This window comes from Streptomyces sp. S.PB5 (assembly GCF_030403745.1).
Taxonomy (GTDB): Bacteria; Actinomycetota; Actinomycetes; order Streptomycetales; family Streptomycetaceae; genus Streptomyces.
This window is the reverse complement of the sequence record NZ_JAQMWP010000001.1, coordinates 360,064-382,983: the sequence shown is the minus strand read 5'-3', so window position 1 is coordinate 382,983 and position 22,920 is coordinate 360,064. Positions and strand designations below refer to the sequence as shown.

At 69.3% G+C, this 22,920-nt stretch carries 11 protein-coding genes; 7 read left to right on the top strand and 4 right to left on the bottom strand.

Features of this window, described 5'->3' with window-relative positions; genetic code table 11:
- Window positions 1-151 precede the first annotated feature (151 nt).
- The 3 genes from PH203_RS01740 (at window position 152) to PH203_RS01730 (ending at window position 5,052) form a co-directional block, all read left to right on the top strand.
- Window positions 152-673 (top strand): hypothetical protein, encoded by a 522-nt coding sequence (locus PH203_RS01740; protein WP_289915239.1) that lies wholly within the window; start codon window positions 152-154, stop codon window positions 671-673.
- A 139-nt stretch (window positions 674-812) separates the two neighbouring features.
- Window positions 813-2,321 carry a DUF4246 domain-containing protein gene (locus PH203_RS01735; protein ID WP_289915236.1) on the top strand — a complete coding sequence of 503 codons (1,509 nt, stop codon included), beginning with the start codon at window positions 813-815 and terminating at the stop codon, window positions 2,319-2,321.
- Window positions 2,322-2,475: 154 nt separating this feature from the next.
- Window positions 2,476-5,052 (top strand): DUF262 domain-containing protein, encoded by a 2,577-nt coding sequence (locus PH203_RS01730; protein WP_289915234.1) that lies wholly within the window; start codon window positions 2,476-2,478, stop codon window positions 5,050-5,052.
- Between the two features lie 102 nt (window positions 5,053-5,154).
- Here the strand turns inward: PH203_RS01730 and PH203_RS01725 are convergent, their stop codons facing one another.
- Both PH203_RS01725 and PH203_RS01720 read right to left on the bottom strand, forming a co-directional pair.
- Entirely contained in the window at window positions 5,155-7,467 is a 2,313-nt protein-coding gene (locus tag PH203_RS01725) for a UvrD-helicase domain-containing protein (RefSeq protein WP_289915232.1), read from the bottom strand.
- A complete protein-coding gene (locus PH203_RS01720; RefSeq protein WP_289915228.1) occupies window positions 7,464-14,465 on the bottom strand; it encodes a DEAD/DEAH box helicase in 7,002 nt (2,333 codons plus the stop codon). The genes PH203_RS01725 and PH203_RS01720 overlap by 4 nt, the downstream gene beginning before the upstream one ends.
- Window positions 14,466-14,637: 172 nt before the next feature.
- On the opposite strand from PH203_RS01720, the gene PH203_RS01715 reads away from it, so the two are divergent.
- Complete coding sequence (locus PH203_RS01715; RefSeq protein WP_289915225.1) at window positions 14,638-14,988, top strand: type II toxin-antitoxin system Phd/YefM family antitoxin; 351 nt, start codon at window positions 14,638-14,640, stop codon at window positions 14,986-14,988.
- Window positions 14,985-15,560: a Fic family protein gene (locus PH203_RS01710; protein WP_289915224.1), complete on the top strand. Its 576-nt coding sequence runs from the start codon at window positions 14,985-14,987 to the stop codon at window positions 15,558-15,560. The genes PH203_RS01715 and PH203_RS01710 overlap by 4 nt, the downstream gene beginning before the upstream one ends.
- Here the strand turns inward: PH203_RS01710 and PH203_RS01705 are convergent.
- A complete protein-coding gene (locus PH203_RS01705; protein ID WP_289915223.1) occupies window positions 15,541-16,041 on the bottom strand; it encodes an ATP-binding protein in 501 nt (166 codons plus the stop codon). The two genes, PH203_RS01710 and PH203_RS01705, sit on opposite strands and share 20 nt — an antisense overlap.
- A gap of 147 nt (window positions 16,042-16,188) precedes the next feature.
- On the opposite strand from PH203_RS01705, the gene PH203_RS01700 reads away from it, so the two are divergent.
- A complete protein-coding gene (locus tag PH203_RS01700; RefSeq protein ID WP_289915220.1) occupies window positions 16,189-17,127 on the top strand; it encodes a helix-turn-helix transcriptional regulator in 939 nt (312 codons plus the stop codon).
- On the top strand, window positions 17,124-17,324 hold the full coding sequence (locus PH203_RS01695) for a DUF397 domain-containing protein (protein WP_289915218.1): 201 nt from the start codon (window positions 17,124-17,126) through the stop codon (window positions 17,322-17,324). Before PH203_RS01700 ends, PH203_RS01695 begins: the two co-directional genes overlap by 4 nt.
- 74 nt (window positions 17,325-17,398) lie before the next feature.
- Here PH203_RS01695 and PH203_RS01690 read toward each other — a convergent pair whose 3' ends face one another.
- Window positions 17,399-22,915 carry a DNA methyltransferase gene (locus PH203_RS01690; RefSeq protein ID WP_289915216.1) on the bottom strand — a complete coding sequence of 1,839 codons (5,517 nt, stop codon included), beginning with the start codon at window positions 22,913-22,915 and terminating at the stop codon, window positions 17,399-17,401.
- Window positions 22,916-22,920: the final 5 nt, after the last annotated feature.

Sequence of the window (22,920 nt, the reverse complement as noted above, 5' to 3'; positions counted from 1 at the left end):
TCCCATGACAAGGCAGAACCAGTTGAACGACAAGGCGCCCCAGCAGCCGGAACCCCAGTCAGCCATCTCCGAGCCCGAGCTCGTGGGTACCTCCATCTCCGAGCCCGAGCTCGTGGGATCCTCGCTCCCTCCGTTCCCTCCGGCGCCGCCCATGACTTCCCTGCCCTGGGCCGCCCCACAGGGCCGTCGGCGCAAGCGTGCCCTGATAGCCGGCGCTGCTGCCGTCGTACTCCTCGCCGGTGGCGGCATCACCTGGTGGGCGCTGGCCGGCGACGGTGACCCCATGGACCACGTCGAGGTGTCGGGCGGCAAGCTCGTCACCGGGGACAGCGACTCGTTCGGTGACGGCGAGGACTGCGACGACACCGACGATTTCGCGTACAACGACTGTGACTCGTACGGCGATTCGGACGCCACGACCTACGAGTTCGTCTACAAGATCACCAACAAGGGCGACGAACCCGCCAACTACTCCGTCCTCGTCAACGGCTTCGACGAGGACGGCGAATTCATCGGCCAGACCTATATCGGTACGACGCATCTGGCCGCCGGCAAGACCGACGCCGACAAGGGCGAGTTCGACGAGTACGTCAACCTCGAAGACGGCCATGACCTGTCCGACATCAAGACGGTGAAGGTCGCCTACGTGGAGCGCATGGCCCTGGCCAACTGATCCCGGCGTACCACAGGGACCGCGGACCCCAACTCCTCCTGCTCCTGATCCTGATCCTGATCCTGATCCTGCAGCAGCGGTGTCAGTCCACTGAAGTATCCTTCCCGCCGCCGCACACCGACCGGGAGGATCAAGAGAGTTGACCGGCCTGACCGCTTTCCCGCTGCCCTTTCAAGCTTCACGTTCCATATCGTTCGCAACACCCCGAACGCTGCGGGAACTTCAGATGATGCAGTGCAGCGCCCACATCCGGGCGAAGCCCGGGTGGTTCGACAAGATGAACGACGCCGACATCGTCGCCAGATGGACGCAGGAAGCGGTCGCCCAGGGCCTCACCGAAGCACAAGTGGCTTACGTACTGGCCGAACTCGCGCATTACGCCGCACTGCGGGACGAACGAACCGGAATCGAGGTCTCCGCTGTCGACGGAGTGTGGCAGTCGGACACGTTGATGGACAACGAGCTCACATCCCGGCTACACAAAGCAGTTCAAGTTCTGGAAGAGGTCCCCGAAGCGGAACAGGACTGGCATCCCGGATCCGATGGCCAGGTACTGGACCTGATCCACCCCTCGCTGTTCTGCCTGACGCGCGAGGTGAGCGGCGCACCCGACCGGGCTTGGCAGAACCCGACGGACCGCTATTCACGCTACGAGTTCTCGGAGAAATTCCAGTGGCTGCCCACGGACGTGGACATCAGTGACGACGGCGAAGTCACCTTCCGTTCGTACGTCAACAACGTCCACCCCGAAATCCACCGCGAACTGGCCGCCGTCCTCCCGGACTTGCTCGCCCGCATGCGCCCGCTGCTGGAGAACGTACTCACCGATCTGCGCCACCCACGCCCCCTGCGGATCGAGGCCGACCCCTACGGGTGGTACGACGCAGAACCGGAGTATCCGAACCGGGCTTCCTACAGCGACGACGAGGCCTACACAGCAGCCCGCCAAGCATGGGGAGAAGCCCACGACGACTGGTGGGAGAACCGCCGCCCGGTCATCCCGGACGCCCCGGCCTTCACCCCGCCCGAGCTGCCCGATGCCTCCTCCCGAATCGACCTGCGGGGTCGCCCCCTCCAGGTCATCGTCAAGCTCGCCACCATCCACCTCACCCCGGACAAGCCCGAGTACGCCGGCGGCTCCTGGCATGTCGAGGGAATGCTGAACGAGCGGATCGTCTCGACCGGCATCTACTACTGGGACAGCGAGAACATCACCGAAAGCCGACTGAGTTTCCGGACCGCCCTGGACGACCCCGAATACGAGCAGAGCGACGACGACGGTATGCGTGAGGTCTACGGCCTGGAGAACGAGGACGCACTGAACCAGGTACTGGGATCGGCATCGACCCCGCAGGGCCGCTGCCTGGCCTTCCCGAACATCCTGCAGCACCGCGTCAGCGAATTCCGCCTTCAGGACCCCACCCGCCCGGGACACCGCAAAATCCTCGCGTTCTTCCTGGTCAACCCGTCGGAAAGAATCGTCTCGACCTCCGACGTACCACCACAACAACCGTGGTCCGACACCACGACCATGACGCTTGAACAGGCCAAGAACTACCGCGAACAACTCATGCAGGAACGCAAGTTCTTCGTCGACGAACACAACGAGCAGCTCTACGAGCGCGAATTCTCCCTCTGCGAGCACTGAACCCACCACCACCGAGCCGGGCGTCCCTCCTCGACCGCCCGGGCTCGGTGGCCCTGCCCTCCCAGATGGCCTGACCGATCCCTTGCTGTCAGCGGTAAGCCCTATGGTCGTTCCCACGTGCCACGACCGCATCAACTGCCAAGGGGGGACCACGATGCAGGCGAAGGAGACGCTGTTCGCCGATCTCGTGCAGGGGAGGGCCCAGCAGTTCCAGGTGCCGCTCTATCAGCGGACGTACTCCTGGACGGAGAAGCAGCTCGGACAGCTGTGGAAAGACGTCCTGGAGCAGGCCGAACTGATAGAGCGCGGGGAGAAGGCGAACACGCACTTCCTGGGGTCCGTCGTACTCGCTCCGTCGCCGCAGAACGAGGCGACGTTCCCCCGCTGGCTCGTGGTCGACGGTCAGCAGCGGCTGACCACGCTCTCCCTCGCGCTGGCCGCGATCCGCGATCACATCAGAGACGCTCAGCCCGACGAGGCCGAGCGCATCGACGAGGAATACCTGATCAACAAGCGGAAGACCGGCAGCGACCACTTCCGACTCCTGCCGACCCAGGCGGACCGGCCGCAGTTCGCCGCGCACGTCCGCGGCCCGCACACGGAACAGACCGCCGGCGGCAGCGTCGCCGCGGCGTACACCTTCTTCCGCCGCAAGCTGGTCGAGGCCGCCGATCCGGCGGCCCCGCAGGACGTGTTCCGTATCGAGCAGGCCATCACCTCCCGGCTGACCCTCGTGGCGGTCACCGCCGAGCGCGGCGACAACGTGCACCGCATCTTCGAGTCCCTCAACAACACCGGGCTCAAGCTCAGCCAGGCCGACCTGCTGCGCAACTACCTGTTCATGAAGCTCCCCACCCGCGGTGAGCACATCTACGAGACCTACTGGCTCCCGCTGCAGACCAGCCTGAGCAACGAAGAGCTGGAACAGCTCATGTGGCTCCAACTGGTCCTGGACGGCGACGACCGGGTACGCCGCCAGGACCTGTACGCGTCTCAGCAGCAGCACTTCGAGCGCGGCGGGGCACGCGAGGACGAGATCGAGGCGTACATCAAGGAGCTGCACCGCAGCGCCGCCCTCTTCCGCCGCCTGCTCCACCCGGAGGAGGAGCCGGACCCATCCGTCCGCGCCCACCTGCATCGCCTGCACACCTGGCAGGCCCTGGCCACCTATCCCGCGCTGATGCTGCTCCTGGACCGGCGCGAGCGCGGGGAACTCGACTCCGCGGACACCGCCCGCGCGCTGTCGTATGTCGAGAGCTTCCTCGTGCGCCGGATGATCTGCCGGGTGCCGCCGAACAGCCTCGGCAGGATCTTCCAGGCCGTACCGGCACAGCTGCCGCTCGACGTGTCCGTAGCCGACGGCCTACGCCAAGTGCTCTCCGCCGACAACCGGTTCTGGCCCGATGACGACGAGCTGCGCGAGAAAATCCAGAAGGCACCCTTCTACCGCTACGGACTCGCTCCGCAGCGCAAGTTGGTGCTGCAGCGACTTGAGGAGAGCTACGAGCATCCGGAGCCGGTGGACTTCGCCGCCGCGCGCCTCACCATCGAGCACGTCATGCCGCAGTCACCCGGCGACGAGTGGCTGCGCATGCTGGGCGAGGACGCCGCCGACGGAGAGAACCCGAAGGACCTGCATTCCCGCTTGCAGCACACGCTCGGCAACCTGACGCTCACCGCGGTCAACTCGGAACTGTCGAACCACCCCTTCGAGCGCAAGCAGGGCCTGCTCCAGAGCAGCCACCTGGAGATGAACCGCCGCATCGCCGCCACCGAACGCTGGGGCGCGAAGGAGATCCTCGCCCGCGCCGACGAACTCACCGACCGTGCGGTGGCGTTGTGGCCGTCCCCGCTCCACGGAGTCGGCCGCGCCGAACGCAGCCGGGACTGGCACCTGGCCCACCAGGTACTCGCGGCACTCCCCCACGGCACCTGGACGTCATACGGCGATCTCGCCGCGTTCCTCGGCTCCGGCGCCCAGGCCGTGGGCAACCACCTGGCGGGAACACCCGGGGTGGCGAACGCGTATCGGGTGCTCACCTCGGAGGGCAAGGTCTCGGACGGCTTCCGCTGGACCTCAGGGGACGAGGACGGCGACGTCCGCTCCCGGCTGACCGCGGACGGCGTCGCCTTCACGGTGACCGGGGCCGCCGATCCCACACAACGCCTCAACGCCGACGACCTCGCCCTGCTGGTAGCCGACGCCGATGACCAGACCGAGGACTCGGCCTCCATCTCCGTACAGACCACACCGAAAACCCCGGGCGAGGAAACCCGCGCCGACCGCTTCTTCCGCCAGCTCGCGGCGGACGACTCCCCCGAGACCGTCGAGGCGGTACGCGCACTCCTCGCCCGCTGGGAGGAACTCGGCGGCTGGATCGGCCACGGGGCGGGCCAGGTCACGACGAGTGCCTTCCTCATGCTGGGGAAGGCAGGCGCCCCGGGCCGCGGCATCTGGCCCCTGACGCTCTACCCGGGCACAGGACGGGGCGGCACGGCACAGGTGGTCTTCCAGTACCTCGCCGCCCGAGAGCCCTTCACCGACCGCGGCCTACGCCTCGAGTTCCTCAAGCGCCTCAACGACCTGGAAGGCGTCGACATCCCGGAGGGCAAGCTGGAACTGCACCCGAGCTTCCGACTCTCGGCGCTGGAGAGCGATCGCAACCGCGAGTTGCTCGGCGAGGCGCTGGCGTGGTTCCGGGACCGCTGGGAGAGCCGGAACACGGCCTGAGCGGACGAGCACCTCTCCTGGTCATCGCCCGACCAGGAGAGGGCACCGATGACAAGCCAGCGATCTTCATGTACCACACAGACCGAAACGGCACACCTGCGATCAGGCGGCGGCCGATCCGGACGGCGGTCCATCGTGTCTGAAGAGATCCGCGGCCGGGTAGGCGATCTCGTCCGCATCGGTCGGGAGGAAGCGGCTGGCCCTGCCGCTCCAGGTGACGATGAGCTCGTCGCGCGCGCGAGTGGCGGCGACGAACACGAGCGATCGAGCCTTCTGCTCCTCCTGCTTGTAGCGATCGGGGTTCGTGACCCGGTACTGCTCGATGCGCTGGTGCGGCACCTGACCGTCACCGACGGAGGTCAGGAACACACGCTGGAATTCGAGCCCTTTGAACCGGTGCATGGTCCCGACACGCACCGCGTCGGTGTCGGACCGCACCCCTTCCCTGCCGAGTTCCACTGCCGGAAGGTGGAACTCCTTGACCAGGACGTTGGCGAACTCGATGACGGAGTCCCGGTCGGGGGCGCTGACCGCCATCGCCGAGTACGGCGTCCCGTGACTGTCGTGACGCTCCTTGATGAGCGTGGCCACAGCGCGCATCTCGGTCAGCCGGTCGGGTGCGCGCCAGAACTGGGGAGCGAGTCCGGTCAGCACCGACCGGTAACCGTCGAGCGTGTCGGTGCCGGCGTCGAGGTCGTCGAAGGGGGCTCCCTCGATCAGTCGGTTGGCGCTGCCCAGGATCTGCCGGGTGGTGCGGTAGTTGAGGGTGAGGCGGCGGGAAGCTCGGCCCCGGATCTCGATGCCCTGGTGGCCGAGGACGACCCGGCTGCCGTAGATACGCTGGTGGGCGTCGCCGACGAGGAAGATGTCGTTCGGTCCTCTGCGGACCATGGCACGCAGCATCCGCCAGTGCGAGGCGGACAGGTCCTGTGCCTCGTCGACCACGACGTGCTGGTAACGCGGCTTGAGCCACATGCCGCTTCCCGCCTCCCGGTGGACGAGGTCCCGGCCGCCCTGTTCGTCCTTGTAGCGGGCCTGTTCCTCGACGCGGGCCATGCGCCGCTGTTCGAGTTCGGCGGCCTGGTCGGCGATGAGCGCGTACGTCGTCCGTCGCGGCGGTGTGCCCAGGTGGGCCTTGTAGGCCTGCACGAGTTGCCATACGTCGTGCTTCTGGGCGTTGCCGAGACGAGGCCGTCCCGGTCGGCCGACGCGTCGGTAGGCCTCCCACGAGCCGCACCGGTTGGCGAGGATCACATGCTTGAACTCGCTGTCCAGGAAGTCGGCGTCGTATTCCAGCAGATTCAGCTCTGTGCGCACGATGTGCCAAAGGTCCATGGCCGCGTCGTCGCTCAGCGGCCGTCCCACGTCCAGGCGGGACTCCTGGACGAGCTCGCGGGCGAGCGCGTCGACGGACTTGACCTCGACGCGGCGCAGCAGTTCGTCGCCGCCCAGCAGACGCAGCCGCTCCTTGAGGTCGAGGGCGAGGTTGGTGTTGTAGGTGGTGAGCAGCACCGGGCGCGAATGGCCGGGTGGCAGCCGGTCGACGAGGTGGCGTACGCGGTGCAGGGCGACGACGGTCTTGCCGGTGCCCGGGCCTCCGGTCACCTTCGCCGATCCCTTGAAGTCAGCGACGGCGAGCCGCTGTTGCTCGGGGTGCAGGAAGAGCCGCCAGGCGTCGAAGCTGCGGCCCAGCGCGCCGAGGACGGCGTCGTCGTCGGTCTCCGCCTGGGAGACGGGGCGCTTGGCCGCCCGCGCCCAGTCGTGGGTGTCGACGTCGTCGTCGGCACGCCATTCGTCGGTGATGTGCCGCCGTACGTCCTCGGGTTCCACGTGGTCGCGCAGGGCGAGCAGGACGTCGCGGGTGAGTTCGGGGAGGTTGTGGGTGAGGAGCTTGGCGAACTGTTCGTCCGTGGTGACCTTGCGGATGGCCGGCAGGAGCGAGTGCACCACACCGAGGTCGATCAGGGTCTGGTCGTCGTACGCGGCGAACAGGGGGGTGGCCCGGTCCGGCAGGGCGAGGACGTTCTCGCTGACCTCGCTCTGGTCGACGACCTCGACGGCGCCCGAGACGGGGTTGATCTCCACGGTGAGCCGGGCGAGTTCGTCACGGGCCCGAGCTCCGTCGCGTACGGCGAGGACCCGCATCTCGTCGCCGCCGTCGGTCGACAGGAGGAGCACCATGCAGTGGGTGTCGGGGTGCGCGAGATACAGGTCACCGTTGTCGCCCGCCTTGCGCAGGAAGGCCAGGCGCAGGGCTCGGTTGTTCCGGTTGTCGCGAAGGCGCTGGACGAAGTCCACCACCGCGTCCGCGACGGCCGCGCCCCGGCGCTCTGTGTCGCCGGACGCCTGACGGTTGACCTGGACGCGTGTCCTGGCCCGGCCCCCCGGCCGACCCGCCCCCGCCCCGTAGTTCATGCCACGCCCCCCTCCTCGCCCACCAGACGGGCGAGTTCCTCCACGTCCCAGGCCTCCGGCGCGCGCACGTGCCAGCCGGCCGCCGCGCACTGGGCCATGTACTCCGTGTCCTCGGCGTCCTCCGTGAGGACGATTCCGATCTTAGGGCCGGGCCAGGCGAGTTCGACCGTGCGTGACACTCCTTCGACGTCCCAGCCGGCCTTGCCCGCCGGGACGTGTCCACGGCCGGCCAGGGCTTCGCCGAGAGCAGCGACTTCCGGGTCGCCCCACTTCTTCAGTTCCGCGAGGACGAGTTCCCAGGCGGTTCGCTCCAACGGGGTCATCTCATCCGCCTGTTCGGGTGCCGGTTCCTGGCCCTGGGCGGTGTCGTCGGGCAGGGCCAGCCCCGTTCCCGGAGCCTCGTCGCGCAGCGCGGCCAGCAGCCCGCTGACCGGTCCGGCAGTGGCGGCGAGCAGCGCCGCGTCGAAGGTGTCGAGCGTGGTGCGGGCCAGGGCGATGCCATCCGCCTGGCCGGTGCCGTCGGGGTCGAGGAACTGGATGACGTTGCCCCAGCACAGCCACGCCTTCCATCGCCGCCGATGATCGTCCCGGTCGCCGTCGACGGCCTCGGGCCGGTCGTCGAGGACGGCGAGGGCGCTCCATCGCAGCCCCTTGCCGTCCGGGCGCCGGGCTCCGGCGAGGACGAGCAGCAGCCCCGAACCGTCCTGGAAGGACAGCAGTTTGAGCCCCTGCCCCGAGACGGCCGGAGCGGGCTCGTCGCGCAGGGCGGCCTCGATCCAGCCGACGGCTGTGACCGGGTCCGCGTCGACCAGGTCGCGCCTGCGCTGGGCGGCCGGCGCGCTGACGGCGAGCGTGGCCAGCTGCTGCCACTTGTTCAGCCGGGGGTCGCGCAGGAATCCCAGCAGGGAGGGGATCGCTCCGGCGAACAGGAGCGCGTCGATCTGCGCGGGGTCGCGCCGTGCGTTGCTCCATTGCTCGCGCACCATCGCTCCGGGGCCCGCGACCGAGGTCACGTCGTACGGCGGCCAGGCGGCGTCGGCCGCGCGGCCGGCGATGACGGCGTCGAGCGGATCGGCCGGTGCGTCCGGGTCACGTGCCGTCTCGCCCTTCAGGCTGCGGTCCCAGTCCGCCACGTCGTCCCAGGTGATCTGCCAGACGAGTATCCCGTCGGCGCGCAGCCGGGCCCGCTTGGCCGCGTCGGCGGCGATCCGGTTGGTGCGGGACGAGGCGTGCCAGCGGTACCCGTCCAAGTAGACGGCGACGGGCACGGGCGGGGCCCCGTCACTGGTGGTGTCTCCGGCGACCGGCCGGAACAGCAGGTCGGGCCGGGTGCGGTAGCCGTGCAGGTCCTTCTGGGCGACGACCTCCCAGTGGACGGGGCTGCCGTCGGGCCGGGTGAGGGTGAACTGCTTGCCGTCCCGTCCGGTGGGGGTCGAGGCGTGGCCCGCCTCGGCCGCGTTGCCCGGGATCGCGAGCCAGCGGTCGAGGCATTCGATGAACCGACGCTCCAGGTCACTCTCCGCCTGGTCGACGAAGCGGAGTTCGGCGTCGGCCGCGTCCTTGCGGACGTCCCATCCGCTGCTGCCGTCGGCGCCCAGCAGATTGTCCAGCATCCACAGGGCTTCCTGCCGGTCGAGGTCCTTGTAGTCCCGCTCCGGGGCGTACCCCAGCAGGCAGCGGTGGCAGGCGCGGCGCGGGGTGTCCTTGCAGGGGCAGGCCCGCAACTCCCGCTGGGCGGCGGCCAGTACGGCCCGGAACTCCTCTCCCTCTCGGTCGACGAGACGCTGGAGGTAGCCGGTGCCGCCGGGCAGGGCGTCGTAGAGGACGAGGTAGTTGCGGGTGAGGTCGCTCTCGCGGTCGGGTTCGGTGGCGGGGGCGGAGCGGATGTGGGCGGGGTCGCCGCCGTAGCGCAGGGCGAGGCCGAGGTGGAGGGCGGCGGAGAAGGAGGCCAGGCGTTCCGGGACGTTGAGCGTGGCGGCCGGCAGCAGGATGCGCAGGGCTTCCGTGCGGTGCTCGGTGGCGGTGATGACCTGGACGTCCTCCGGCCTGGCCTGCTTGTCGCGGCGACGGGTGACGCACCACGGCCGGTGGTGGGCGAGTTCGGCCCGGCCGAGCAGGGACTGGCTGAGGGTGTCCTGGGCGGGGCCTTGACCGGACTCGCGCTCGGTGGCGCCGCCACATCGCGGGCACACCATGAACCCTGTTATGGCCACCTCGGTGCCTGCGAAGTAGGTGTCGTTACGCCTGCCATGGCGGCTCTTGCCGAGGTTGAAGCGGCGGATGACCGCCTCGCGGACATGGTCCACGCCGAAGGTGGTCTTCTGGTGCCGCCAGGTCTGCTTGATGTCGGCCGGGTCGATGTCGACGGCGGTGACGGTCGTGTACTGGGTTCGTGTGCGGCTTTCGTGGTCGTCGACGATGCGTGCGTCGTCCCGCTTGTCGTGGGCGGTGACCTTGCGCGGGACGACCACCTTGAACAGCGCCGTGCGCCCGCCGATTCCGGGACCACCACAGCGGGGGCAGGGTGAGGTGTCCTCCTCGGCACGGTCGCCGGTGCGGACGTGACCGCACTCCTTGCACACCCGCCAGGTCCGGAGCCCGACGGGCGTGCCGTCGGGCGAGTCCTGGCGGACCGGGCCGAGTTCGAAGCCGTCGATGACATGCCGGTAGCCGCGGACGTAGTAGGCGTTGCCCGGGGCGAGTTCGGTGAGGGCGGCTTCGGCGGGCCGGTCGTACGTCCGCGGGTCGTTGCTCCAGCGGGCCTTGGGCGTCTCGCCCGTGCCCGCCTCACCGGCCGGACGTGCCTTCCGTGCGGGCTGCTTGTAGCTGAGCTGGGCCTCCAGCCGTACGCCGTCCTCGACGAGGCTGTAGTTGGGCAGCAGCCCGTGTTCGACGAGGAATCCCTGGGCGTCCGACTGGGCCATCTTCTGAAGGATCTTGGACACGCCGGCTGCTTCGCGGTTCAGGTTGCGCTTCTCGCGGGCCTCGTCCTCCACGTGCTCCTGGAGTGAATCGGCCGCGTCGTTGATCAGGCCGCGGCGTCGGACGAGTTCGGCGCGCTCCTCCTCCCAGGCGTCCCTGGCCCGGTCCAGTTCGTCGGCCAGTTTGTACTCGGCGTAGCGCCGCAGCGTCTTGCGGGCGTCGCGGGAGGCACCGGAGCCGGGCACCCCGTCGATCTCGGGGAACAGGCTCAGGAACTCCTCCGCGAGGTCCACGCGGCCCTTCGTGGCATCGCGGAACGTCTTCAACCACCCTTCCCTGCCAACCAGTTGAGTGGTCCGGTCCGGCAGCGGAATGACCCCCTCCAGAGCGCCTCGGGCCGCCCGGTCGATCAGGAAGGCGGTGTACTGGCGGCACAGCAGCTCCCCCGCGGACAGGAAGCAGCCGGGGGGCAGGATGGGGCCTGCGATGAGGTGCTGTGGTTCGGCGAGGTGGTACAGCGCTCGGGGGCTGGTGTCGGCCAGGGTGACCATGAAGGCGTTGCCGGTGGCGCGGCCCGCGCGGCCGACCCGCTGGACGTAGCCCGCGGTGGACGGCGGCAGCGAGGCCAGGATGACCGCCTCCAGCTGACCGATGTCGATGCCGAGTTCGAGGGTCGGAGTGCAGGACAGCACGTTGGGGTCGGTGTGCCGCAGTCCCAGCCGGAAGCCCTTCTCGACCTCCTCGCGCTCCTTGCGTGCCAGTACACCGGTGTGCTCGGCCGCGACGACGCTGTACGGCTCGGCCTCCCGGTACAGCCGCCTGTAGTAGTCGGAGCGGTAGTCACGGGCCGCGCGTCCGCCCGCTTCCTCCGAGGGCCGGGCGAGGGTGCCCTCGCAGCGCTTGAGCGGGCAGCGCGTGCCCTGCCAGACGGGCGCCCGCTCGGGCGGCACGGTCTGGGTCCAGCCGCACTCGGGGCAGGTGAGCGCGGCGAGCGCCGTCTGTTCGTCGTCGAGCGGGCGCACCCGGATGTGCCCCGGGGTCAGTCCGTAGACGCCGTGGCCCTGCTGTTTGTCCGTCTGGTTGATCCGCCGCCGGGCCAGGGCGCCGATGTCGTCGCGGGCGAGCTCCTGGAGGAGTTCCGCCAGGTACTCCCCTGCCGCCTCCCGGTCGAGACCGAGGCATCGCCGGGTGAAGTCGGCGTACCAGCTGTCCCTGGTGTCCACGCGTTCGAAGTCGGTACGTCCGCTGCCGGCGCCGACGAGGACGAACGCCGGGGCTTCGAAGTCGCGGCGGTGGCCGAACGAGGGCATGCCGGGAGCACGACCCGTGGAGACCCAGTAGCGGTTGCGGCCTTCCTCGTCTATGAACTCCTTCAGCCACTTGTGGTTGATGCCGCCGATCTGGCGGATGTGTTCCAGGAGGCCGCGCACGTACCCCTCGAAGTAGCGCAGCCGCTCGGCGCCCGCCTCGGTCGGCACGAGCGCCCTCTCGTCCTCCTCCGCCTCCGCGGCCAACGGCAGTTGCCTGGCCCGCTGCCTCTCCAGATGGACGCGGTACAGGGCTTCCGCCGCTTCGGCCGCCGCCTCCGGGTCGGGCAGGTGCACCTCGGCGGCGACCGTGCGGGTGAGCTCCAGGGTGCGGCCGAGGCGGGAGTAGAGGCCGAACTCCAGCAAGGTGTTGAAGGCGAGGCGCTCGCCGACGAGTTCCCAAGTGGACTCGGGGATGCGCTTCTTGCCCGCGAGCAGCCGCTTGACCGGGTCCACGTCGTGCAGGTCGGGCGGCACGACGGAGGCGAGAAGACGCTGTCCCGGGACGGCGGCGCGGCCGACCATGGAGGCGATCAGCTCGTTGAGCGGGACGCCCTCGGACGCGAACTCCGTTTCGGCGGCGGAGCGTTCGGTGAGTTGCTCGTGGATGAGGGAGCGCAGGGAGAACTTCCAGGACCGGCTGGCCACGAATCCGGCCCGGTGGGCCGCGTCCTGCACCGAGTCGTTGAAGATCAGCGTCTTGCGCCGGTCGCGCTTGTGTTCGTCCTCGCTCGGCAGCTCGCCGCCGGTGAACAGCTGGGTGACGACGACGGAGGCGAGCGGGGCGACACCGGCACCGAGGAAGCGGATGCCCTGGGCCTGCCCGCAGGCCGGGCAGCGGTCCTGCTTGGCGTAGTCGCTCTGTTCCTGGTTGTCGAACCAGGTCCACACATAGACGCCGTTCTCCGGCGCCGGGGCGATCCGGTCCTCTTCGAGCAGGACCTCGTCCGGGTCGAGCCTGCGCAGCGCCTTGCCGTTGTCCTCCAGGACCAGCAGGGTCGCGTCGTGTGCGGCGCCCCGGCGGGCACGGCGGGCCGCCCGGCGCGCGCGAATGGCGCGGGCTTGCTCGGCGGCCTCGGCCGGAGTGGCGGCGATCATCGCCCGGACCCGGCCCTTGGCGGCTCCGCCGGCCACGCTGGCGCGGTAGATCTCGTCCGGCGCATGCACCAGGTTCTGCGGATTGCGGTCGGGGCAGATCGCCGACCAGCCGGAGCGCCCGCAGTGCCGGCAGTACGCGGCGGGCAGCCGCCCGGACCGCTGGACCTGACGCCGCCGCTCGACCTGGGCGGCCACGCTCAGGGCCCGCCGCTCGGCGTCCGCACGGCCTGCGTCGGAACCTGCGGTGTCATCGGTCTCCGCGAGGGCGGCCTGGTCGGCGTCCGACCAGGAGAACACCGGCCTGGGTGCGACGAACCGCAGCACGCGCGAGAGCGACCGGAGCCACAGGTGCGTCTCCACGAGGAGAAGGGGTCGCTCCTTGTCGGCAGGCGCCTCGGGGTCGCGGGCCACCGAGATGAGCGCGACGAAACGCGCCAGGGCGGTGGCGGCGGTCTCCGGATCCTGCTCGGCCACCGCGCGCCAGGGCGACGCGTCGGGAAACACCCGCAGCGCCGCGCCCGCCGTCAGGGGCGCGTCCTTCGAGCGCAGCAGCGCATGGGTGAGCGGATGGGCCAGCAGCCGTCGCCCCAGTTCACGCGGATCGGCGGTGTCGCAGCCGACGGTCGCGCGGGCGATGGCGTCCAGGCCGTCCGGTGTCCGCGCGGGGTCGGGCAGAGCGGCGAGTTCCTCGGGCGACGGCACGGGCAACGAGTGGTCGACGCCGGACAGGAACTCCTCGACGTCCCGCCGGTCCTCCCCCACCACCGCATCGTCCGGGAACCGCGTCCCGAACACCTGGGAGGCCACGTTCAGCATCGCGCGGGGCCCGCCCGCCGCGCTCCCGGAGCCGAGGGTCGCGGAGGTCGCCACCGGACAGATGGATCCGAGTGGCCGTCCTTCCTCGGCCGCTCCCACGACGGCCGCGAGCCGCCGCAGCAGCATCGCCACGTCCGTGCCCTGGGCGCCGTCGTACGTGTGGAACTCGTCGATCACGACATACGCGAGGTCCGCGTCCCGCCACAGGGAGGCGTCCTGCTGCCGCTGGAGCAGCAGGTCCAGCATCTTGTAGTTGGTGATCAGGATGTCCGGCGGATTGCGGCGGATCTCGGCCCGGTCGACCATGACCCGCTTGTACGGCGCGCTCCCCCGCGACGAGGCCTCACCGATGTACAGCCCGGCCGTGACCTCCCGCAGCCGACTGTCCTCCAGCTGATCACCAAGGCGGTCGGCCTGGTCACCGGCGAGCGCGTTCATCGGATACAGCAGGATCGCCTTGATGCCCGCCTTCCCGGCTTCCCGCGCCCGCCGACAGTGATCGAGTACGGGGATGAGGAAGGACTCCGTCTTGCCGGACCCGGTGCCGGTGGTGACGAGCGTGGGCTCAGGCCGGTGCCCGTCCTTGCTGCTGAGCCGGGCGAACGCCTCCGCCTGATGGGCGTACGGCGGCGGGAAGTCAGCCGGATACCAGTCCAGATGCCGCTGCCAGCCGTCCGCGGCGGGCCGGAAGGGCCGCCGGATCCGCAGATAGGGCCCTCGGAAGAGCCCGTCGGCCGGGTCGGTGAGGAAGTCCTCCAGGGCTTCCTGGGTATCGGGTTCGGCCAGCGCGAACGTCGTGGTCAGATACTCGACCGTCGTGTCGCGCAGTGTCTGCGCCGCGAGTGTGGGTCGCATGACGTGCCCCGGCCCCCTGTCTACCGATGTCGCCCCGCTGATCGGAATCGATCACGTTCCACTCTACGAGGAGGGACTGACAGAGCGCCTGGAGATGCGCACCAAGAAGCGGACTCACTCCTGCACCGAAATCTGTACAGAATTCTGTCCTGATTCCGGGTAGAGTGAGGTTATGCGCGTACCTGAGATCGTCACCGTGAGCGACGCCCGCAGCGGACTGTCGCGGATACTGGCCGAGCTGGCCGAGGCCGGCCCGGAGGCGGAGCCCGTACTGATCGGCGCCCACCGCAAGGCACAGGGTGTGCTCCTCTCTATCGAGGCGTACGAGAACCTGACCGGCCGCGCCACCCGCAGGGAGGCGGTCGAGTCCGCCACGGGGTCCCTGGCCGCCGAGGGCCTCCGGCCGACCGCCGCCTCCGATCAGGACGCCGAGGCATACGTACGCGGCACGTTGTCGGCCGAGGAGATGGCCGACCGAGCCCTGGCCCGGCACCGCCCCAAGACCCGCCGGGAAGCTGGATGATCGACCCGTACGTCCTGCCGAACGGCGTCCTGCGCAACCGCCTCGGCATCACCGACACCGCCGCGCTCGCCGCTGCCGAGGCCGACATCACGCGCGCGCGGCTTCTCCAGGTCGGCGAACACGCTCCGCCCGGGGAGTTCGACCTGGCGCACTTATGCCGTTTCCACACCAAGATCTTCGGCGATCTGTACGACTGGGCGGGCGAGCTGCGCACGGTGGACATCTCGAAGGACACACCGTTCTGCCCGGTCCAGAACCTCACCGTCTACGCGGCGGAGGTCTTCGGCCGGCTCGCAGCAGCCGACCACTTTCGCGGTCTGGCCCGGGGCGACTTCGTCCGCGCGGTCGCCGAACTCTACGGCGACATCAACGCGTTGCATCCCTTCCGCGAGGGCAACGGCCGCACCCAACGCGCCTTTCTGGCCGAACTGAGCGGCCAGGCGGGCTGGTTGATCAACTGGGCTGCGCTGGCCGCCGACGAGAACCGGGAAGCGTCGATCAAGAGCTTTCGGGGCGACAACCAGCCGCTGGAGCGAATGCTGGACCGGCTGGTCAGTCACGAGCCGAGCTGACAGGGGCCGACGGACTCGCGAGCGCATATTCCGCCCAGACCGTCTTGCCCGGCCCGTCCGCGCGCGGGTGCCAGTCCCAGCGGGTGGCCAGACGCGACACGATAAGCAGTCCGCGACCGTTCTCCTCGGTGCCGTCGGCCTTCGGGGCGGGGGCGGGGCGCCGGGGCAGGCGTTCGGCGCGGGTGTCGGTGACCTCGATGCGGACGGTACGGCCGTCGGCCGGGACGTGCACACGGAGGTGGAAGTCCCGACCGGGGACGTGACCGTGCCGCACGGCGTTCGCGGTCAACTCGGCGACGATCAGTACGAGAGTGTCGTGCGGGTCGGTGCCGTACGGGATGCCCCATGCGTCCAGGCGGAGAGCTGCGAGGCGGCGGGCGAGGCGGGCCCCTCGGGGTGTGGAGGTGAAGCACATCTCGAACGTGCGGGTGGGGGTGGCGAGTTGGGTGGTACCTGCGGGGTCCACGGGCTTGGTCGTCATACCGACAACGGTGTCGCCGGTCGCGTAGCGTGACCAGTGGTGACGCACCGACGCGGACCGGCTGTACGCGCGGTGTCAGTACGGGTACGAGGCGCGCGGCGTTACGACGTCCGGTGGGCGGGCGTTGGGCCGGGGAGGCGGTGGTCGATGACTGAGCGTACGGCGAGTGCGGGTGCGGCGGCGGGGAGCGGGGAGCTTCCGGGTGCCGGGGGCGAAGGCGGCCGGGTGATGAGCCTCGGCGACGGGTGGGAGAACGACGACGAGGGCGGGCGGCGGCCGGAGGACGGGGCCGGGAAGGGGATCGTCGTCGCGTTCGGGCAGAACCTCAAGACGCTGCGGGTGCGGGCCGGGCTGGACCGGGAGGAGTTCGGGCGGCGGATCGGGTACTCGGCGTCGACGGTGGCCTCGTACGAGCAGGGGCGGAGGATTCCGACGGCGAGGACGATCGACAAGGCGGACGAGGTGGTGGGGGCGGACGGGTTGTTGAGTGTGTGGAAGGAGGAGGTGGAGAAGGCTCAGTATCCGGTGTTCTTTCAAGGGATGGCGGCGCTGGAGAAGGAGGCGATGGAGCTGCTCTCGTACGACACCCTCGTGGTCAAGGGCCTGCTCCAGACGGAGGATTACATGCGGGCGCTGCTGGGCATGCGGCGCCCCTTTCTGGACCAGGAGACCATCGAGCAGCGTGTGGCGGCCCGGTTGACCCGGCAGCAGATCTTCGACCGCTGGCCTGCACCATTCCTGAGTTTCGTGCTGGACGAGTCGGTACTACGGCGTCCGTACGGCGGGAAGGACGTGCTTCGGAGGCAGTTGGAGCACATCCTTCTGATCGGTCAGAAGCGGAACGTCGAGATTCAGGTCATGCTGGTCGAGTGCGAGGACAACCCCGGGGTGAACGGGCCGTTCACCGTCGTCACGCGCAAGGACGGCAAGCAATTCGTGTACGCCGAGGCGGACGGAATCGGCTCTCTCAAGACCGACCCTGAACAGGCGGCTTTCGCACACGCACGCTATGGGATCATCCGGTCACAGGCTCTCGCTCCGCGAGTGTCACTGGAGCTCATCGAAGGGGTGCTGAGATCACTATGAACAACGCTGAGTCCTCGACCGTCGCCTCCGGCCTCACCTGGTTCAAGAGCAGCTACAGCGGAACCGAGGGCGGCGATTGCGTAGAGGTCGCGGCCGGTACGGCAGTTGTGCACGTCCGAGACTCCAAGGCCGTGGCCGGGCCCATGCTCACGGTGTCGCGTGAGGCGTGGGCGGGGTTCGTCGGGCGGGGCGTCTGACGTTCGTACGGTCGCGAGAGGCCCTGCCCATTCCTGTCGAACGGCAGGGCCTCTCGTGCGCGTGGAGTGCCTGGTCAGCCGGCCTCGTTCAGGCGGCGGGTGAACTCGGCGTGGGCGGCGCGCATTTCCTTCTTGCGGTCGGCTCGGTAGAGGGGGCCGGTGTAGCCGGACGGGACGTTGGCCGTCTCCGGGAAGTCCTCGTGTGAACTCAGTTCCTTCCAGGCGTCCTTGGGCTGGCCGTAACCGTGCTGTTGGTGTGCCTTCGCGATTCGGCGGCCCGTGGCGTCGAACCACATGTTCTCCTCGTACTGCTGGAGTACGGGGAACCTGGCGTCGTACATCGCCACCAACTCGTCGGCGCTGATGCCGAGCCAGACGGCAACGAGGGCGTCGATCTCGACGAGGGCCGCGCGGCGGGTGAACTCCGTGCGGAGGGGGGTGTTGCCGGTCCAGGTGTCGGTTACGCCTTCGGTGAGCAGGGGTGTGGCGTCGGGCCAGGTGGTGGAGGCAGCCCAGGTGTCCTGTTGCCAGGTGGGGTCGTAGAGCTCGTCCCAGAGGGGGGCGTAGGCGTTGGTTTGGCAGTTGAGGCGGAGGGTGCGGAGGAGGAGGGCCTGTTCCAGGGGGTGGTCTGCCGTCGGGGCCGGCATGACCTCGGCCTCGCCCTTCTGGAGGTCAGAGCGGCCGGTGGCTCGCAAGAAGTAGTCCAGCGGCAGGGACGCCCAGAAGCCGGCGACCAACGCGGTCTCGCGGCTGGTGGCCAGCGCGGCACTGTGCATCATGTGGACGTGTGCCGGCCCGGGCGGGATCAAGGCGGCAAAGAGGCTGCGCTCGGTGTTCGAGGCGATCTGTCGGCGCCACGCCAGCCGGTAGAAGCGCGAATACGGGCGAGTCGCCCAGCGTCCGAGCAGCGCGCGCCGCTCGTCCTCGTCGTCGGCCAGTTCCCGAAGGACGTCAGCCACCTGCTCGTCACTCCGCAGCGCGTCGAGCAGCTCCCCATCTGTCCAGCTGCGTCGACCAAGGCCCGCGTAGTACTCGGACACCGAACAGTTCACGGAGCGCCGGTAGTTGGTGCGCGGTACCGCGTCCACCGCCAGGGTCAGGTGGTCCCATGGCTCGGTCTGGAGCGAGGTTCGGGCGCCGTCCACAGGCCGCTTGGCGAAGGGCGTCGCAAGGCCGATGAACGGTCCCTGAAGGATTACGTCATTCCAGGTGTCAGCTGGACCGGAGTCCCATGTGAAGTAGCCCGCTGTGCGGTCGTTCTTCTCATCGAAGCCTCGGCTGATACGCGGGCTCAGTGCGGCAAGCCGGTGCGGCCACTTCGCCAGCGCGGCGATGGCCGAGTCCTCGGAGACCGTGACAGGGAACAGGAGCTTGGTCTGTTCAACCGGCGGCGGGTTCTGCTCACCTGCCAAGGCGCGCCACTTCGTGAGGCGAGCCTCGCCCACGGGGACAATCCGCTTCTGATGCGGGCGCAAGTCCCATTTGCCCGCCTCCTTTACACCTGGCACAGGGCCTGCACCGTCGTGGCGCACGGACTTGACCAGCACGCTGGGATGCAGCAGCCAACTCATGTGCTGGAAGCAGATGTCCTGTTCCTTGCCGTACACATTGAGGCTGAAGTGCGTGCTGTGATCGACAGGCTTTGCGAAGAGGTAGAGCTCGTTGACGAAGTCCGCGTGTAGTCGCAGGTGTGCGTAGGCCTGCTTCCGCAGGACTCCTTCCTTCGGCCCCGTCAGATGCGTAGACGGATGAATCAGCCCCGCAGTCCCCCGCTCCCCCACAGCCCGCCACCCCAGCAGCATGAACGCCCGATACAGATCCGGCTGCGTCCCCACCAGCTCCGGATACGTATCCACCGACGCCAGGAACCCGGCCATCGCCGCATGATCCGCCAGCTCCCCCATGAACGCCGACCGAGCCCCCGGCCACCCCATCACGTCGGCCTTACGCTCATCCCAAGCCTCATTGCTCGGCTTCTCCGCCAGCTCGAACCACGGCTCGAACTCGGCGAGGACCCCGCTCTCCTTCCACTCCTGCTTCACCCACGGCGGATTCCCCACCATCAAGTCGAACCCGCCCTCGCTGAAGACATGCGCGAAGTCCAACTCCCAATGGAAAAACCCCCGTTCCTCAGCGATCCGCACAACCTTCCCGTACCAGGGAAACGTCGACCCCAGCTCCGCCGGCCGCGCCCACGCCAGCGTCTCGATCATCTTCTGGTCGAGTTCGCGCTCCTTGTCGTCCAACTCCCCGAGGTTCTTGACGCCCTCGAAGGACAGGAACGACCCCTGCTCCCCCTCCCCCGTGTCGACATCCACCCGCCCGACCACAGCCTCGGCGAACTCAAGCCAGTCCTCCAGTGACCGCAACGGCACCGTACGCCTGGGGTCGTCCTTCCTCAGGGCCGTGCGGTCCTCCCCATGCGGCCGGTACTCGAAGTCATCCGAGCCATCGAGCAGTCCGACGTCCTCCAACGGCCAGAACCACAGCGCGCACCACGCGTCCATGACCTGCTTGAGCCGCCAGTAGGGCGTGCCCTTGCGCTGCAGCGCGGCCAGGACCGCGTCCCGGTCCATCGACCCACGACCGCCCTGCCCGTCCCGCGGAGCCGCCGCACCCCAGACATCCACCTGCCGCGAGATCTCCTGCTCGGACAGCGTCAGCCGCATCACGACCAGATCCCACAGATACTCAACCCGCCGAGCGAGCCTGATCAGCCGCCCGGTCTGCGTCGTCCCCTTGGGATCCCAGTCCTCGTCCGCAGAAGAAACCACAGCCCGCGCCGAACCCGACCCCGATCCCGAAGCAGAACCCGCGCCCGCCCCTGAATCGGCCCCGCCGAACGCCTCCTCCAGCGTCTCCTGCTCGTAGATCCCCAGCCCGAGATCGAACGCCCCCTGCCCCAACTGGGCGTCTTTCTCAGCAAGTTCCTCCGGCGTCAGCGCAGCCTTCTGCTTCGAACCGCTCTCCTTCTTCGGCGGACCCCCCTTCGGATTCCTCCGCATGGCGGACCGCCACTTACGCATCGCCTCGACCAGCTCGGGCTCCAGCCAGTCGACGACATCACCGTCGACAACGGCCTTCACCGTCTCCTCCGGCGTCCCCTTCTTCAGCGTCCGCAGGCCGACCTTCTCCCCGATCGACCCCCACCCCATGGCGGGCAGCAGGAACTGGTGGACCTCACGTGCCTTCAGCTTCTCGCCGAGCGGAACGTGCCGGGGCCGCCGCGGATCCTTCGTGGTCAGCCAGTCGCCCTTGTGCAGCAGGTTCCCGGGGTACACCTTGCGCGCCGCGCCGATCAGCGAGTTACCCCGGTGGAGGTGAAGGCCGTACCAAGGCGCCTTCATCCCCTGGTACATGGTGTTCAACCACAACGAGATCTCGGCGAGTTCGACCGCCGTCTCGTTCAGGTCGACGCCGTACGCGTTGTGCAGGGCGATGTACGCCTTCACCTTCTGCAACTCGCGCTGGTAGTCCTCGGGGTCGATCTCGACGCCCCGCTCACGCTGGGCGAGCCGCAGGTACAGCTCGGCGAGCTGGTTGACGGCCTCGTTGAGGAAGGCACCCGACCCCAGAGCGGGCTCACACACCCGCCAGCGCAGCACGTCCGCCGCGTTGACCCACGCGCTCTCCGGTTCCTTCGGGTCGACCTCGCCCTTCTCGTCGAGCCGGAACCGCAGAGTCTGCTCGACGGTGGCCTGCGTCAGGGACTCCGGCGTGTAGTACGAGGCGCTGGTCTGCCGGTCGCGGCCGGCCAGCCGGTACACGTACGAACCGACCTTGCGCGGCACCGGCACCCGCTCGTTGGTCTGGGGGTTGACCTCCGTGGCGACGAACACGCTGTCGTCAGGACCGTCCGGATAACGGCCCGACGCGACCTGGCTCGCCTTGATCAGCCATGAACCCCCGCTCGGATCACCGCCCTTGGCGACCTCGTAGAGCGGCTCGTCGGCGACGAACCCGGTGTACGACATCAGGCCCTCGTACACCGCTCCGAGGTGGTTGATGCTCAGGTTGGCGTACGAGATGAAGCCGCCGCGTCCGCCCCGCCCACGGCCCTCCACGACGGTCAGATTGCGCAGCACCTGGTGCAGGACCTTGTTGCGCAGGCGCAGGTCGAGGCGGCGGGCGGGGTCGTCGGGGTGGGTGATCACCTGGTCGACGAGCTTTATCGACTTCGGGTCGAAGAGCCGGGACTTCAGGGCCTCGATGCGTACGCCCTCGTAGCCGTCGTCCTCGGCGAGTACGGCGGTCTCCGGCTCCCGCTCGGTCTCGTCGGACCGCAGCGCCTCGCGCGAGGTGATCGTGTCCGCCACCGGGTGGCCGGTGAAGACCTTCTCGAAGAGCAGGGCCAGGGAGTCGTGGAAATGGTGGCGGTCCCGGGAGGCGCTGGACAGCTTCTCCTGGACCACCAGCTCGCGCAGCCGGGCCACGCTGTATCCCTCGACGTACTCCTCGCTCTTCATCGGGAGGATGTCCAGCTCGGGACGGGCCTCGGCGTAGAGGAGGAAGAGGATGCGGTACAGGTAGCGCAGCGACTCCTTGGTGAGCACGCGCGGGAGTGCGTTCGGGTCGGTGAGCGTCTCCGGGAGCCACTCGGGGAGGTCGTCGGGCTGGACACCGCCCTCGTCGCGGGCGAGTTGCAGGACCTCGTTGGCGATGAGCTGGACGGACTTCTTCAGGCCCTCGCGCAGATCACTGGTCACGCCGACGGAATGGTCGCGGGACTCCGACACCAGGCGGGCGATGTCGTCGTCCCCGCCGTCCTCGGCCGGGCGGAGCGACGGGGCGCCGAACAGGGCGGCGATCACTTCGAGTTCGCCCGCGCTCGCGCCCTTGACGCCCTTGCGGGGCAGGGCGACCTCCAGGCTCACCGCGAGGTGGCGTCCGCGTGCGTAGTTCTCGCGGTCGGCGAGGACCATCACGCCGCCGAACAGGAGCAGCGCGTAACGCGGCGCGGCCGGGTCGGCGAGCAGCCAGGCCGCGAGGTCCGTGACGGTGGTGAGGGTCTTGCCCGAGGCGACCCGGACGGGCGCGGGCAGGCGGTTGGCGGAGCCCTCGGCGCGGGTGCCGGCGATGTCGTAGGCGAAGCCGCCGGTCAGGACGGCGACACCAGGCTCGTGGTGGGCAACGGGGACCGCGACGGGACCGGCCGCGCCGTGCACGGTGAGATGGCCGGGGTTCGGGGTGAAGCCGAGGGCGCGCAGGACGCGTGCGTGCCAGGCGTCCAGGCCCGCGCGCCACACGTCCTCCGGGCTGTCGCCGTACTCGCGAGGCCCGCAGGGCTGGAAGGCGGGCGGCTCCTCCGCACCGCTGTGTGCCTTGAGCGCCTCGACCGCCGTCTGCTGGGCGGCGACGGCCCCCGGGTCGGGCAGGACGTTGAACTTCTCCGCCTCGCCGCCCACGGTGAGCCGTACGTCGAGATAGGGCCCGGTGAGGTCGCGCAGCCCCTGCCGGGGCGTGGGACGGCCCTGGCGTTCCTCGGCCGCCCACTCCTTCAGGCGGCCCGACTTGAGCTGCTTGGGCAGGATCTCGTCCAGGTAGAAGGACGGGAAGTACTCACCCTCGTTGATCAGCGCGTCGAACTTCACGCTTG

Bases quoted from the DNA above. Each gene is read 5' to 3' on its own strand.
- PH203_RS01740 (WP_289915239.1), top strand. From the start codon at position 152: ATGACTTCCCTGCCCTGGGCCGCCCCACAGGGCCGTCGGCGCAAGCGT.
- PH203_RS01730 (WP_289915234.1), top strand. From the start codon at position 2,476: ATGCAGGCGAAGGAGACGCTGTTCGCCGATCTCGTGCAGGGGAGGGCC.
- PH203_RS01725 (WP_289915232.1), bottom strand. From the start codon at position 7,467: ATGAACTACGGGGCGGGGGCGGGTCGGCCGGGGGGCCGGGCCAGGACA.
- PH203_RS01720 (WP_289915228.1), bottom strand. From the start codon at position 14,465: ATGCGACCCACACTCGCGGCGCAGACACTGCGCGACACGACGGTCGAG.
- PH203_RS01715 (WP_289915225.1), top strand. From the start codon at position 14,638: ATGCGCGTACCTGAGATCGTCACCGTGAGCGACGCCCGCAGCGGACTG.
- PH203_RS01710 (WP_289915224.1), top strand. From the start codon at position 14,985: ATGATCGACCCGTACGTCCTGCCGAACGGCGTCCTGCGCAACCGCCTC.
- PH203_RS01705 (WP_289915223.1), bottom strand. From the start codon at position 16,041: ATGACGACCAAGCCCGTGGACCCCGCAGGTACCACCCAACTCGCCACC.
- PH203_RS01700 (WP_289915220.1), top strand. From the start codon at position 16,189: ATGACTGAGCGTACGGCGAGTGCGGGTGCGGCGGCGGGGAGCGGGGAG.
- PH203_RS01695 (WP_289915218.1), top strand. From the start codon at position 17,124: ATGAACAACGCTGAGTCCTCGACCGTCGCCTCCGGCCTCACCTGGTTC.